At 70.6% G+C, this 14,308-nt stretch carries 11 protein-coding genes; 6 read left to right on the forward strand and 5 right to left on the reverse strand.

Annotated elements, in window-relative coordinates; all coding sequences use genetic code 11:
* The first annotated feature begins 73 nt into the window (after positions 1–73).
* Positions 74–1,357, forward strand: coding sequence for a recombinase family protein (locus OG520_RS29875; RefSeq protein WP_406015228.1), 1,284 nt, complete (start codon positions 74–76; stop codon positions 1,355–1,357).
* Positions 1,358–1,408: 51 nt separating this feature from the next.
* The gene (gene dnaE, locus OG520_RS29880) at positions 1,409–4,951 is read left to right on the forward strand and encodes a DNA polymerase III subunit alpha (protein ID WP_406015229.1); all 3,543 of its coding nucleotides are present in this window, start codon (positions 1,409–1,411) and stop codon (positions 4,949–4,951) included.
* Between the two features lie 97 nt (positions 4,952–5,048).
* Here dnaE and OG520_RS29885 read toward each other — a convergent pair whose 3' ends face one another.
* The gene (locus OG520_RS29885) at positions 5,049–5,228 is read right to left on the reverse strand and encodes a hypothetical protein (RefSeq protein ID WP_385326962.1); all 180 of its coding nucleotides are present in this window, start codon (positions 5,226–5,228) and stop codon (positions 5,049–5,051) included.
* A 224-nt stretch (positions 5,229–5,452) separates the two neighbouring features.
* Between OG520_RS29885 and OG520_RS29890 the strand changes: the two genes are divergently transcribed.
* From OG520_RS29890 to OG520_RS29905, 4 genes are all read left to right on the forward strand, one after another.
* Complete coding sequence (locus OG520_RS29890) at positions 5,453–6,736, forward strand: NYN domain-containing protein (RefSeq protein ID WP_406015230.1); 1,284 nt, start codon at positions 5,453–5,455, stop codon at positions 6,734–6,736.
* A gap of 157 nt (positions 6,737–6,893) precedes the next feature.
* Positions 6,894–7,868 (forward strand): ABC transporter ATP-binding protein, encoded by a 975-nt coding sequence (locus OG520_RS29895; protein ID WP_399326779.1) that lies wholly within the window; start codon positions 6,894–6,896, stop codon positions 7,866–7,868.
* A 178-nt stretch (positions 7,869–8,046) separates the two neighbouring features.
* Positions 8,047–8,814 (forward strand): ABC transporter permease, encoded by a 768-nt coding sequence (locus tag OG520_RS29900; protein ID WP_406016597.1) that lies wholly within the window; start codon positions 8,047–8,049, stop codon positions 8,812–8,814.
* A gap of 34 nt (positions 8,815–8,848) precedes the next feature.
* Complete coding sequence (locus tag OG520_RS29905; protein ID WP_406015231.1) at positions 8,849–9,616, forward strand: ABC transporter permease; 768 nt, start codon at positions 8,849–8,851, stop codon at positions 9,614–9,616.
* Positions 9,617–9,962: 346 nt separating this feature from the next.
* Here OG520_RS29905 and ybaK read toward each other — a convergent pair whose 3' ends face one another.
* The 4 genes from ybaK to OG520_RS29925 form a co-directional block, all read right to left on the reverse strand.
* Positions 9,963–10,466 (reverse strand): Cys-tRNA(Pro) deacylase, encoded by a 504-nt coding sequence (gene ybaK, locus OG520_RS29910; RefSeq protein WP_399325849.1) that lies wholly within the window; start codon positions 10,464–10,466, stop codon positions 9,963–9,965.
* A 46-nt stretch (positions 10,467–10,512) separates the two neighbouring features.
* Positions 10,513–11,256, reverse strand: coding sequence for an LON peptidase substrate-binding domain-containing protein (locus OG520_RS29915; protein ID WP_399325846.1), 744 nt, complete (start codon positions 11,254–11,256; stop codon positions 10,513–10,515).
* A 5-nt stretch (positions 11,257–11,261) separates the two neighbouring features.
* Entirely contained in the window at positions 11,262–12,299 is a 1,038-nt protein-coding gene (locus OG520_RS29920) for a hypothetical protein (protein ID WP_399325844.1), read from the reverse strand.
* Between the two features lie 269 nt (positions 12,300–12,568).
* A complete protein-coding gene (locus tag OG520_RS29925; RefSeq protein WP_406015232.1) occupies positions 12,569–14,170 on the reverse strand; it encodes an oxidoreductase in 1,602 nt (533 codons plus the stop codon).
* Positions 14,171–14,308 lie beyond the last annotated feature (138 nt).

The following is a 14,308-nucleotide window of genomic DNA, read 5'->3' on the forward strand; positions in this document are numbered from 1 at the left end:
GTGATTCCACCTCGAATGGTCCGACCTTCGCAATAGTTGTAGATAGGTGCATTGGAGCGACCGGAAGGGATCCATGAACGTCCTGCGTGCGGTGATCTACGTCAGGCTGTCGCGAACCACGGAATCGAGTACCTCTCTGGCCAGCCAGGAGGCGTCATGCCGGGGCTATGCGGAACGGCAGGGCTGGACCGTCCTGCGGGTGTTCCAGGACAGCAACGTCTCGGGCGGGGAGCCGCCGGGGGAGCGCCCCGCACTTCGCGAACTGTGCGAGAACCTGTCTCACTACGACGTGTTGCTGACCTGGCGGGCGGACCGCATCGCTCGATCGTTGATCCATTTCTCATCAGTGATCGAGGCGTGCGATACGGCTGGTGTTCGCCTCGTGGCCATCGAGGACGGGTGGGACATGTCGACTCCGCACGGGCGGTTCGCCGCGAATGTGCTGGCCTCATTTGCCCAGTTCGAACGGGAACCGGGGCGGGAGAGGACGGTCTCATCGCAGAACCATCCGAGGAAGACCGGACGCCGGGCCGGCGGACGGGTGCCGTATGGCCTTCGGCCGACGCCGAACACGGAAGGCAGGGGCAAGATCCTCATACGTGATGACCGAGCGGAGCCCATTGTTCGCGAACTGGCCGAACGCATCATTGCCGGGGAAGCCCCGACGCGCATCGCCGCAGACCTCCGAGCCCGGGGAGTCCCCGCACCACGAGTCCATAACTCCACAAGGCCCGACCCTGCACCGTCGGCCTGGACCCACAAGTCCATCAAGATTGTTATGACGTCACAGACGCTCTTGGGACACAAGATCGAGCATCGGACCGGCAAGGTGATCTGTGACAACGCGGGCCCTGTGAAGTTCTGGCCACCCATGCTGACGCAGGAGGAGTTCGCGCGGATCGCGCAGATCATTGAGGACGGGTACAGGCCACGACGGCCGAACCGTCCTTCGCACTGGCTTCACGGTGTCGTCATCTGCGGGGTTTGCGGGCCGAGCTGCTGGACGACCGTCGGGCCGGGGTATTCAGCACCCCTGAAGCAGTGGAGGTCTTCCGCAACGAGTACCGGCTGGCATCGACCCGACTCGAAGCTTGCGAGCGACAGCCTCACAAACCCGGTGGGTGGGAAATGCGCGCGGCCGCACAGTCGATGTGGGGCGCCTGGAATGTGTGGTGTCCCGAGGAGCGTGGAAGTTACCTGGTCGGCTGCCAGGTTCGTGCCGTGGTCAGCTCGCCGCCACGCCCACGTGCGAGGGTGGAGGCTGCTGACCGCTGCGTCTGTGATCTCGGCAACCTCATTGTTTTCGACGGTGCGCGGTCGGAGTGACAGGCCGCGGAGTAGCGGTGTCGCGACGTAGACTTCCACGCTGTCCCCCTCACCCGCCCTGCTCGCCCGGAGGCCACAAACCGTGTCGTCGAAGCCGCCCTTTACGCACCTTCACGTCCACACCCAGTACTCGCTGCTGGACGGTGCCGCGCGGCTCAAGGACATGTTCGCTGCCTGCAACGAGATGGGCATGTCGCACATCGCGATGACGGACCACGGCAACCTGCACGGGGCCTACGACTTCTTCCACTCGGCGCAGAAGGCGAACGTGACGCCGATCATCGGCATCGAGGCGTACGTCGCCCCGGAGTCGCGCAAGCACAAGCGGAAGATCCAGTGGGGTCAGCCGCACCAGAAGCGCGACGACGTGTCGGGTTCGGGTGGTTACACCCACAAGACGATCTGGGCGTCGAACGCGAAGGGCCTGCACAACCTCTTCAAGCTGTCCTCGGACGCGTACGCCGAGGGCTGGCTGCAGAAGTGGCCGCGTATGGACAAGGAGACCATCGCCCAGTGGTCCGAGGGCCTGATCGCGTCCACCGGCTGCCCCTCGGGCGAGGTGCAGACCCGGCTGCGGCTCGGCCAGTTCGACGAGGCCGTCCAGGCCGCTTCCGACTACAAGGACATCTTCGGCGCGGACAAGTACTTCCTGGAGCTGATGGACCACGGCATCGAGATCGAGCGCCGGGTCCGTGACGGGCTCCTCGAAATCGGCAAGAAGCTGAACATCCCGCCGCTGGTGACCAACGACTCGCACTACACCTACGCGCACGAGGCCACCGCCCACGACGCCCTGCTCTGCATCCAGACCGGCAAGAACCTCTCCGACCCCGACCGCTTCCGCTTCGACGGCACCGGCTACTACCTCAAGACGACCGACGAGATGTACGCCGTCGACTCCTCCGACGCCTGGCAGGAGGGCTGCGCCAACACCCTGCTGGTCGCGCAGCAGATCGACACCACCGGCATGTTCGAGAAGCGCGACCTGATGCCGAAGTTCGACATCCCGGACGGTTACACGGAGATCACCTGGTTCCAGGAAGAGGTCCGCGTCGGCATGAACCGGCGCTTCCCGGGCGGCGTCCCCGAGGACCGGCAGAAGCAGGTCGAGTACGAGATGGACATCATCATCCAGATGGGGTTCCCGGGGTACTTCCTGGTCGTCGCCGACTTCATCATGTGGGCGAAGAACAACGGCATCGCGGTCGGCCCCGGCCGAGGCTCCGCCGCCGGTTCGATCGTGGCGTACGCGATGGGCATCACCGACCTCGACCCGATCGAGCACGGACTGATCTTCGAGCGGTTCCTCAACCCCGAGCGCGTCTCCATGCCCGATGTCGACATCGACTTCGACGAGCGCCGGCGCGTCGAAGTGATCAGGTACGTGACGGAGAAGTACGGCGCCGACAAGGTCGCCATGATCGGCACGTACGGAAAGATCAAGGCGAAGAACGCCATCAAGGACTCCGCCCGGGTCCTCGGCTACCCGTACGCGATGGGCGACCGGCTCACCAAGGCCATGCCCGCCGACGTCCTCGGCAAGGGCATCGACCTCAACGGCATCACCGACCCCAAGCACCCGCGCTACAGCGAGGCGGGCGAGATCCGGGGGATGTACGAGAACGAGCCGGACGTCAAGAAGGTCATCGACACCGCGAAGGGCGTCGAGGGCCTGGTCCGGCAGATGGGCGTGCACGCCGCAGGCGTCATCATGTCCAGCGAGCCGATCGTCGACCACGCCCCGATCTGGGTGCGGCACACCGACGGCGTCACCATCACGCAGTGGGACTACCCGCAGTGCGAGTCGCTCGGCCTGCTGAAGATGGACTTCCTGGGCCTGCGAAACCTCACCATCATGGACGACGCCGTGAAGATGGTGGAGTCCAACAAGGGCGTCAAGCTGGACCTGCTCGGCCTCCCGCTGGACGACCCCAAGACGTACGAGATGCTCTGCCGCGGTGACACGCTCGGCGTGTTCCAGTTCGACGGCGGCCCGATGCGCTCCCTGCTGCGCCAGATGCAGCCCGACAACTTCGAGGACATTTCCGCCGTCTCGGCCCTGTACCGGCCGGGCCCGATGGGCATGAACTCGCACACGAACTACGCCGAGCGCAAGAACGGCCGCCAGGAGATCACCCCGATCCACCCGGAGCTGGAGGAGCCCCTCAAGGAGGTCCTCGGCCTCACCTACGGCCTGATCGTGTACCAGGAGCAGGTGCAGAAGGCCGCCCAGATCGTCGCCGGCTACTCGCTCGGCGAGGCCGACATCCTGCGCCGCGTGATGGGCAAGAAGAAGCCCGAGGAGCTGGCGAAGAACTTCGTCCTCTTCGAGGCGGGGGCCAAGGAGAAGGGCTTCTCCGACGCCGCGATCAAGGCCCTGTGGGACGTGCTGGTCCCGTTCGCCGGATACGCGTTCAACAAGGCGCACTCCTCCGCGTACGGCCTGGTCACCTACTGGACCGCGTATCTCAAGGCGAACTACCCCGCCGAGTACATGGCGGCGCTGCTGACCTCGGTCAAGGACGACAAGGACAAGTCGGCCGTCTACCTCAACGAGTGCCGTCGCATGGGCATCAAGGTGCTGCCGCCCAATGTGAACGAGTCCCTGTCGAACTTCGCCGCCCAGGGCGACGACGTGATCCTCTTCGGCCTCACCGCCGTGCGCAACGTCGGCCAGAACGTCGTCGACTCGATCATCCGGTGCCGCAAGGCGAAGGGGAAGTACAGCACCTTCCCCGACTTCCTGGACAAGGTCGAAGCGGTCGTCTGCAACAAGCGCACCGTCGAATCGCTGATCAAGGCCGGCGCCTTCGACGAGATGGGCCACACCCGCAAGGGCCTGGTGGCCCACCACGAGCCGATGATCGACAACGTGGTGCAGGTCAAGCGCAAGGAGGCCGAGGGGCAGTTCGACCTCTTCGGCGGCATGGGCGAGGAGGAGAGCGACGAACCGGGCTTCGGGCTCGACGTGGAGTTCTCCGACATCGAGTGGGAGAAGTCCTACCTGCTGGCCCAGGAGCGCGAGATGCTCGGCCTGTACGTCTCCGACCACCCGCTCTTCGGTCTGGAACACGTGCTGTCCGACAAGGCCGACTCCTCGATCTCCCAGCTGACCGGCGGCGAGCACGGAGACGGCGCCATCGTCACCGTCGGCGGCATCATCTCCGGTCTCCAGCGCAAGATGACCAAGCAGGGCAACGCCTGGGCCATCGCCACTGTCGAGGACCTGGCCGGTTCCATCGAGTGCATGTTCTTCCCGGCCACCTACCAGCTGGTCTCCACCCAGCTCGTCGAGGACACCGTCGTCTTCGTCAAGGGACGCCTCGACAAGCGGGAGGACGTGCCCCGGCTGGTCGCCATGGAGATGCAGGTCCCCGACATCTCGTCGGCCGGCACCAACGCCCCCGTGGTCCTGACCATCCCCACCGTCAAGATCACCCCGCCGATGGTCAGCCGCCTCGGCGAGGTCCTCAGCAGCCACCGGGGCGACACCGAGGTACGGATCAGGCTCCAGGGCCCCCGCAAGACCACGGTGCTCCGGCTCGACCGGCACCGGGTCAAGCCCGACCCGGCGCTCTTCGGTGACCTGAAGGTGCTGCTCGGCCCGTCCTGCCTGGCCGGCTGAGCCGGCTCTTCCGCAGACGTACGAGAGGGGCGCCCCGCGAAAGCGGGAGCGCCCTTCTCGGCTACCCGGCCTGCGGCCGGACCGGATACATCTCCGGTCAGTTGTGGCCGAAGCGCCGCTGGTGCTTACGGGCAACATCAGCAGGGCTGCCCTGGGCCTGCGACTGAGGCTGTATCTGCGACTCGTACGCGGTCGTCTTGGCCTCTTCCGCGCCGCGCTCCGGGGTGGACGCGCGGTTCTGCTGGCTGCCCTGCTTGCGGTTCTTGTTCTTGGCCATGGTGTTCCTCCTATGGGGACTCTCGGGGCCAGGACCGCGTTCAGATTCACATAGCGGGGTAAACCGTGCATGTTGGATCATTACCGTGCGTAGCGGGGGTGGGGGACGCGTCGTTTTCCCGATCCGCCACGCCGATGATCGAGTTCCGGACGTCAACCCCTGCGCGGTCGGGCAGACTCGAAGGAAACCCTTGGCAAGGACCGCACCCGAACTTCTGGAAGAGGGTGGATCGCGTGGACCGTTGCGTCGTCCTGGTGGACGCGGGCTACTTGCTGGGCGCAGCCGCGAGCCTGCTGGCCGGGGAGCCCGCCCGTTCCCGCATCACGGTCGACCACGCGGCCCTCATCCGGGGCCTGCGCGAGCGGGCCGAGGCCGATACCCAGCAGCCGCTGTTGCGGATCTACTGGTTCGACGGCGCCCCCGACCGCGTGCCGCAGCCCGAGCACCGCAGACTGCGCGTGATGCCCCGGGTGACCGTACGGCTCGGTGCCCTCACCCGCAGTGACGGACGCTGGGCGCAGAAGGGCGTCGACGCCGCGATGCACGCCGAGCTCACCGAACTCGCCAGGAACCGGGCCTGTTCCGACGTGGTGCTGGTGACCGGCGACGGCGATCTGCTGCCCGGTCTGATGTCCGCCAAGGAACACGGCGTCGCCGTCCATCTGTGGGCCGTCCAGGCCGCCGACGGCGACTACAACCAGTCCGAGGACCTGGTGGCCGAGGCCGACGAACGCAGGGTGCTCGACCGGGCCTGGATCACCCAGGCCGTACGGCCCAAGGAGACCGGCGGCGTCTGCGCCCCGCCGCCCGTGCCCGGTCCGGAGATCGCCGCGATCCTCTCCGCGCCGCTGCCCGAGGCCGCCCTTGCCGCCTCCGCCGAGCGGGCCTCCGAGGCCCAGGCGGCAGCCGCCGCCAACGGCGCCGCGGCACCGCCCGAGGAGGGCGCCGCCAGCGACCGGCCCGTGCACGGCGGCAAGGGCGTCCCCACCCCCAAGGACCTGGCGGGCAGCCTGCGCGGCCACGGCGCCCAGCCCGACCGGCACCTCCCTCAGCCGTCGCCCGCCAACGCGACTCTGCGCTGGTCCTCCGACAAGAGCTGGGCGGAGCGCGGCGGACCGCTGGGCGAGCCCGCCGAAACCGCCTCCCTGCCGACGCTGGCCCAGCTCACCAGTGCCGAGCAGCGCTGGGCGGACCGCGAGGAGGACATCACCACCGTCGGCGGCGACCCCTTCGAGGTGGGCCAGGTCTTCGCCCGTCGCTGGATGGAGCGACTGCCGGAGACCGTGCATCTGCAGAAGCTCTCGACCATGTATCCGCGCATCCCGCACCGCATCGACGGCGAGCTGCTGCGCTACGCGGCACGGTTCGGCCTGCTCGCCCACAAGGACGACCAGATCGACGAGCACGACCGCTACGCGATCCGGGCGGGATTCTGGCGGGAGATCGATGTGCGGGCCGCGGCCGAGCACACCCCCGCGGCGGAGCGGACGACCCCGTCCGCCGGCTGACGGCCGAGCGGGACCACGGGTGGGCGACCCGGTCGCCGATCACCGCGTCGACGCCCGGCGGGGTCGGGTGCCCCGGACGCAATACGGGGCATCCGACCCCGTACTCTCGTACCTCGTGAGTACGGGCACAGCACAGGCGCAGCCGGCGACCGGGACCGTGTGCGCGGTGCGTGATCTGGTCAAGACCTATCCCGCCGTCCGCGGCCGTCGCGGTACCCCCGCCACACCCGAGGTGCGCGCCACCGACGGGATCGGCCTGGACGTGCGGCGCGGCGAGATCTTCGGACTCCTCGGCCCCAACGGCGCCGGCAAGTCCACGCTGGTACGGCAGCTCACCGGGCTGATGCGCCCCGACTCCGGCAGCGTCACCGTGCTGGGCCACGATCTCGTACGCCATCCGGAGCGGGCCTCCCGGCTGATCGGCTACCTCGGGCAGGAGTCCACCGCCCTCGACGAGCTGACCGTGTCGCTCGCCGCCGAGACCACCGGACGGCTGCGCGGCCTCGCGGCGGCGGACGCCCGCGCCGAGCGCGACGCCGTACTCGACGAACTGGGCCTCACCGAGATCGCGGGACGCCCCCTGAAGAAGCTCTCCGGGGGACAGCGGCGGCTCGCCTGCTTCGCGGCCGCGCTGGTCGGCGAGCGGCCGGTGCTGGTGCTGGACGAGCCGACGACCGGCATGGACCCCGTCGCCCGGCGCGCCGTCTGGGCCGCCGTGGACCGGCGCCGGGCCGAGCGCGGCACGACGGTGCTGCTCGTCACCCACAACGTCATCGAGGCCGAGACGGTCCTCGACCGGGTCGCCGTGATCGAACGCGGCAGGGTCATCGCCTGCGACACGCCGACCGGGCTCAAGGAACGCGTCGCGGGCGAGGTCCGGGTCGAGCTGGTGTGGCGCGAACGGGCGCCCCTGGACGTCCCCGAAGTGGCCGCGCTGCGTGCCTCGGCCCAGGAGTCCGGGCGGCGCTGGGTGCTGCGGCTCGGTCCGGACGAGGCACGGGCGGCAGTCGCCGCGGTGACCGGCGGCGCGGCCTTCGCCGCACTCGACGACTTCACGCTGGCGACGCCCAGCCTGGAGGACGTCTATCTCGCGCTCGGCGGGGACGCGACCAAGGGGCTGGTGAAGTCATGACCGGGGTGAGCGCGACGACCGGGGTGAGCGGGACGACCGGGTGCGGGTGCGCGGCCGGGCAGGGAGCGAACAGGAGCAGCGCCAGGTGACGAGCATCGTTCCCGCGCACGCGGTGACCGGACCCGTCCGGGTCGCGGAGGACGGCCGGGCCGGTTCCTCCGGCGACGGCTTCGCCGAGGTGGGGGCGCCGCCCGCGCCGCTCGCACCGCGGGCCCGGCTGTTCCCCTCGCTCGCGGCCGTCTACCGCGCCCAGCTGTCCAGGGCCAGGGTCGCCCGTATCCCGCTGCTCTTCGTCGCCACGTTCCAGTCCGTCGGGATCATGGTGCTGATGCGTGGGGTCGTCGACGGCGGCTCCGAGGCGCGGGCCGTCGTCGCCGGCTCCAGCGTCCTCGTCGTGGCCTTCGTGGCGCTCAATCTCCTCGCCCAGTACTTCGGGCAGCTGCGGGCCGGCGGCGGACTCGACCACTACGCCACCCTGCCGGTGCCGCCCGCCGCGGTGGTGCTCGGCGCGGCGGGGGCGTACGCCTCCTTCACCGTGCCCGGCACGATCGTCACGGCCGTGGCCGGCAGCATGCTGTTCGGGCTGCCGCTGACGCATCTGTGGGTGCTCGTCGCCGTCATCCCGCTCTCCGGGGCGGCGCTCTCCGGGCTGGGCGCGGCGCTGGGGCTGCTCGCGCCCCGGCAGGAGCTGGCCACGCTGCTCGGCCAGCTGGGCATGTCGGCGGCGCTGCTGCTCGGTGTGCTCCCGGCCGACCGGTTGCCCGCGCCGGTCGGCTGGGCACGCGACCTGCTGCCCTCGACCTACGGTGTCGAGGCGCTCTCGCGGTCCTTCGACGCCCACCCGGACTGGACGGTCGTCGCGCTGGACCTCGCCGTCTGTGCCGTTGTCGGCGTCCTCTCGCTGGCCGTGGCGACCTGGGCGTACCGCAGGGCAGCGGTCCGGTGAGGCGCGGCGCGGGGGCGCCTGGCACGATGGCACGGTGACCGCACCTCTGACGCCGCCTCACCAGCCCTCGTCCAACGATCCCTGGCAGACCCCGCCCAACTGGGGCGGTCCGGGAGGATCCGGTGGACCCGGGGGTTCCCGCGGGGCCGGTGGGTACTACCCGGGCACCCCGCTGGAGTCGAAGAAGGACAAGGACCTCCGGTCGGATCTGCGGCGGGCCGCGGTCGTCACCGTTCTCGTGACCGTCGCGGGCATCGTCCTCGGGCTCCTCTGGCTGTGGCTGGCGCCGAGGGTTCCGCTGATCTCCGACAGCACCGCCGTCTTCCTGAACGACAGCGAGGGCGAGGAGGCGATCGGCGCCGACGGCACGTTCGTGCTGCTGGGCCTGGCCTTCGGGGCGGTCTCCGCGGCCCTGGTCTTCTGGTTCCAGCGGCGCGGCGGGATCGCCCTGGTGGTGGGGCTCGCGCTGGGCGGGCTGCTCGGTTCGCTGCTGGCGTGGCGGCTGGGGGTGTGGCTCGGGCCTACCCAGGACGTGGTCGCGCACGCGCGGGCGGTCGGCAAGGGCGTGGTCTTCGACGCGCCGCTCCAGCTGCGGGCGAAGGGGGCGCTGCTGGCGTGGCCGCTGGGGGCGATGGCGGTCCATCTCGGGCTGACCGCGCTGTTCGGGCCGCGGGATCCGGAGCCGGAGTGGGGGGTGTTTCCGGGTGGGCCCGTGCCGGGGGCGCCTTCGGCGCCTGTGGCGCCCGGGTCCGGGGCGCCTGCGGGTGGGGGTGTGCCGCCGGTGCCGCCGGTGCAGTCGTAGGTCTGCGGAGCTGGTGGGGGTGCGGTGCGGTGCGGTGCGGGCGCTGGTGGGCTTGGGCGGGTGGGCCGCTGCGCGGGGCTTGTCCCCTACCCGCCCCTTCCCGAAACCGGGGCTCTGCCCCGGACCCCGGTCCTCAATCGCCGGACGGGCTGAAAAGGTTCCCGGACGGGCAGGGAGGCGCCGGAAGGGCTGAAAGGTTCCGGACGGGCCGTGAAGCGCCGGAAGGGCTGAAAGGTTCCGGACGGGCCGTGAAGCGCCGGAAGGGCTGAGAGGGCTCCAGGACGGACCGGGAGGCGCTCCGGACAGGCCGAAAAGGTGCCCGGACGTAGCCGGGAGCGATGCCCGGCTATCCTCGGCCGATCTCCGCGAACACCGCTCCCGTCAGTGACGCCAGGTCCGTGGGTGAGAGCTCTACCTCCAGGCCGCGGCGGCCCGCCGAGACGCAGATCGTGTCGTGGGCACGTGCCGAGGCGTCCAGCACCGTACGCAGGCGCTTCCGCTGGCCCAGTGGGGAGATGCCGCCGCGTACGTAGCCGGTGGTGCGTTCCGCGGCTGCCGGGTCGGCCATGGTGGCCCGCTTGCCGCCCACCGCGGCGGCCAGGGCCTTGAGGTCCAGGGTGCCGGCCACCGGGACGACCGCCACGGTCAGGGTGCCGTCGACGTCCGCCACCAGGGTCTTGAAGACCCGGTCGGGGGAGACGCCCAGCGCCTGGGCCGCCTCCTCGCCGTAGGAGGCCGACGCCGGGTCGTGGTCGTAGGAGTGGACGGTGAACGCCGTGCCGGACGCGGTCAGGGCGACCGTTGCCGGAGTGCCGCCGGACTGTTGCTGCTTCTTCGGCTTCTTCGCCACGGGGGAGACGGTCCTCGGTCGATCGGTCGGTCGGATCGGTTCCGGATCAGTTGGGGTGGGTCGGGGCACGGGTCAGGTCCGCCGCGGGCAGGGACGGCAGATGGCGGATGACGGCGGTCTCGGAGCGCAGCAGCGTCAGTTCCTCGCGCAGCCGGGTCGCGGTGTCGGGTGCCTGGAGCAGCCGTTGCTTGGTCGGTGCGTCGAGTACGGCCGCCGCCGCGACCAGGTAGGAGACGACGGAGGGGTCGTCGGGCAGGTCCGCGCCGGTCGTGAGGGACCGTTCGCTCGCCCCGGCCAGCCGCTTCTGGTAGCTGCGGAAGGCCCGCAGTACGCCTTCGGCGAGCGCCCCCGCCTCCTCGCCGGTCTCCTCGTCCAGCTCTTCGAGTTCGGCCGTCAGGAAGGGGCCGCTCGCGTCGACGGAGAGCAGTTTGACCCGGGTGGTGCCGGTCGCCAGGACCTCGAAGCTGCCGTCCGGCCGTTCCCGGATCTTCGCCGCGTCGGCGATGCAGCCGACCCGGTGGAAGGTCTGGACAGGGTCGGGGCCGAAGCCGTCCGCGGGGCCGCGTTCGGCGGGGACGTTCACCGCTTCCGGCATTCCGGAGCCCGTCGGGGCGGTCTCGCGGCCGTCGCGGATGGCGACCACGGCGAAGCGGCGGGGTTCGTCCTCGTCGGTCTTCAGGAGCTCGCGCATCATGGCGCGATATCGCTCCTCGAAGACGTTCAGCGGCAGCACGAGGCCGGGGAACAGCACCGCGTTCAGCGGGAACAGAGGCAGGCGAGCGGTGGTCACAACGGTCAAGCGTAATGGCCGCCGGGCCGGGCCCGGTCGGCCCGTCCCGGGAACGGCGTCGCGCGGGCCGCCCGGAGCCGCGTGTCGTCCCGCGCCTCCAGGAACCGGCGGAGCGGATCCTCGGAGACCGAGGACCACGGGAACGACGCCGCGTGGGGTCCGATCTGCCGGAACTGTTCCAGCGCCTCGTCCCAGCGGCCCCGGGTGACCAGCACGAACGCCAGCAGGTTGCGGACCTCGGCGGGCCAGGGGTCACCCGGCGTGAACGAGGCGGACAGCGCGATGGCCAGATCCGCCGCCGCGTCGATCCGTTCCTCCTGCACCGAGGTGGTCCGTGCGCCGGCTCCCTCTATCAGCAGGGCGAAGGCGGCCCGCAGCGGCAGTGCCTGGACCAGCGAGCTGGGCAGCGAGTCCTCGGCCGCCCGCTCGGCGAAGTCGAAGCACTCGCGGTGCGAGCCGTACCAGGCGGCGGAGAGGTACCGCAGCGCCGCGACATGGCAGCCGTAGTGGTGCGAGGAACGCCGTATCGCCTGCTCCCACAGTGCCTCGAACATGGTGTGCGTGGCGTGGGTGCCGCGCGCGTGGTCGAGCGCGAGGCGCCAGGGCACCGGGTCGCGCGGATCGCTCTCGGCCGCCGCTGTGATCAGCGGTCCCACCTCGCGCAGCTGCTCGGCCCGAGCGGGCGACTCCCAGGCCCGGCGGACCGCCAGCTCGGCCTTGACGAGCAGCGCGTCCGGGTCGTGCGGGGCGGCGGCGAGCCAGTCGGTCAGCCAGCCGTCGCGGTTGCGGGCGAAGGTGACGAGCCGGCCGAGGTAGCGGTCGCGGTTCTCCCACTCGGCGCCGTCCCGGGTGGTGGCGAGGAGTTTCGCGGCCGGTCCGTACTCCCCGAGGGCGGCGGCGACGAGGGCCGGGGAGAGCCGCTCGTCGGGGGCGTCGAGCAGCACCTCGTCGTCCGCCGGCAGTCCGGCAGGGCCCTGCGAGGGGCGCCGGACCGTGCACGCGGCACGGAGCAGAGCACGAAGGATTGGCATGGTGCAGACCATTGAAAAGCGCTGGTCGGGACGGCGCCAGAGGTGCGCTGTGAAGCTTTGGTGCCGAGTGAATGGGTTGTATTGGACCGGGTCAAGAAGAAGTAAAGGAAAATATGGAATCTGGCTTGTTCCTGCTGTTCCGGCCGATGGCTTGCGGCAGTTCGACCGCAGCTCGGGCAGCCGTTCGACCGCGGCCCACGAGCGCCGTGCGGACCGTTCGGCAGAGGTGATGGCGAACGGTCCGACGGCCCGTGGTCGGGTCGGCCGTGGCCGGATTCCGGTCAGCCCCGGCGCAGCAGCCGTGAGGCGCCGGCCGCGACGGTCGTGGCGAGTATCCAGCCCAGCAGGACGAGCACCGCCGCCGCCCACTGCCAGCCGCCCTCCATCCGCCAGTAGCCGTCCTGGCCCAGATTGATCACCGGGATCAGCAGGTCCAGCGCGTACAGCGCCGGGTTCCACTGCGGATGCTCGTCCTGCTTGATCGCCGCCGGGACGTGCTGGGCGAAGGCCATCGCCCCCGCCGCCCACAGCAACGCCATCCACAGCGCGGCCCGCCCGGGTCGGTAGCCGTACGCCACCGTCCAGTCCTGGAGGAAGCCCCAGAGCTTCGCGGCGAGCGGCAGCGTCTCGCGCCGCCGCCGCTGCTTGGCCAGCAGCACCTCCCGGGCGTCCGCGTCCTCCCCGCAGTTGCGCAGCACCGTCGCGAGCCGCTCGTACGGCTCCGGTACGTACTCCGGGGTCGCCGCCGCCACCCACTCCAGGCGCCGGGAGAGCGGGAAGTGCCCGTACGGGACGAGGTTCTCGTACACGAAACCGCCCATCGCCAGCCCGCCGGGCCCCGGCCAGCTGGTCGACACGTCGATCAGCGTGACGACCTTCGCGCCGTTCAGCACGACCCGGCCCTCCTCCGGCCGTTCCGCGTTGAACCGCAGCTCCGGGGTGACGATCCGGCGCAGCGACAGCTCCTCGTGCCGGCCCAGCACGAACCGCGCCTTGTGCAGATCGACCGCGTCGCCGAACCGTCCGTCGTCCAGGCGCACCCCGCCGCGGCACTCGAAGATCTGCGAACGCGTGCCGCTCGCGGGGGTCGACGCCAGGACGATGCCGAACGGGGGAGTGGTGCCCTGGATCCCGGTGTCGACGCTCACCCAGGCCTCGCTCATGTACAGCGTCCGCTCCACGGTCAGCTGCGGGGCGTTCAGTGCGCGCCGTCCCTCCCTGCCCCGCAGCCGGCTGCCGCGCAGGCTCAGCGAACCGCCGACCTTCGCCCCGCGCAGACTCAGCTCGCCGCGCGCCTCGATCAGCTCCGCCTGCAGATCCTGGGCGACCGCCAGCCCGTCACCGGCCAGCGCCCGCCCGCCCCGGTCCGGGCCGATCTCGATCTGGTTGATCAGCAGATCGGTGCCGATCTGGGCGTCGGTGAGCCGGATCCCGCGTGGGATCCGGCAGCGCGGCAGATGCAGGTCGCCCTCGGTGCGCAGCCGGGCCGCCTCCAGCCGGGGCATCGCGCAGCCGACGATCCGTAACGTCGTGAAATGGCATTCCGGCAGCACCACCTCGTTCTCGAAGCGGCAGCCGGTCATCTCGACGTACGGCGCGACGCGCCCGCCCGCGAGATCGAGTGTTCCGGTGATCCGCACACCCCGGAGCTTCAGCGCCGCGACCCGGCCGGGCCGCGGCGGCGGACCCGAGAGCAGCAGGCGGGCGACGACGCGCCCGTCCACACTGCGCTCCGGCCCCCAGACGCGCGGCGCGAACGGATCGTCCCGCGCCGGGTCGCGGGCGCGCAGATCGTAGGTGCTGCCGTTCCGGAAGGCCTGCCACATGCCGAGCTCGGCTGCGCTCAGTCCGTCCGGGAAATCACCGTCGTGCGGCTCGGTCACGGGTGCCCCTTCCGCTCGGAGCTGTTCTTCCCGCTGAGTGACGAGGTGAAAGCTATTGGTCAGCAGTGACGTCCGGGACATGTATCAGCCAGTGATACGGGCGACCGGACGCCGGAGGCGGTCTGCGAGAATTGCGGT

Origin of the sequence: Streptomyces sp. NBC_00984, from assembly GCF_045162475.1 — a bacterium.
Taxonomy (GTDB): Bacteria; Actinomycetota; Actinomycetes; order Streptomycetales; family Streptomycetaceae; genus Streptomyces.

Coding starts and splice junctions, on each gene's coding strand:
- OG520_RS29875 (WP_406015228.1), top strand. CDS start 74: ATGAACGTCCTGCGTGCGGTGATCTACGTCAGGCTGTCGCGAACCACG.
- OG520_RS29885 (WP_385326962.1), bottom strand. CDS start 5,228: ATGGCCAAGAACAAGAACCGCAAGCAGGGCAGCCAGCAGAACCGCGCG.
- OG520_RS29920 (WP_399325844.1), bottom strand. CDS start 12,299: ATGGTCTGCACCATGCCAATCCTTCGTGCTCTGCTCCGTGCCGCGTGC.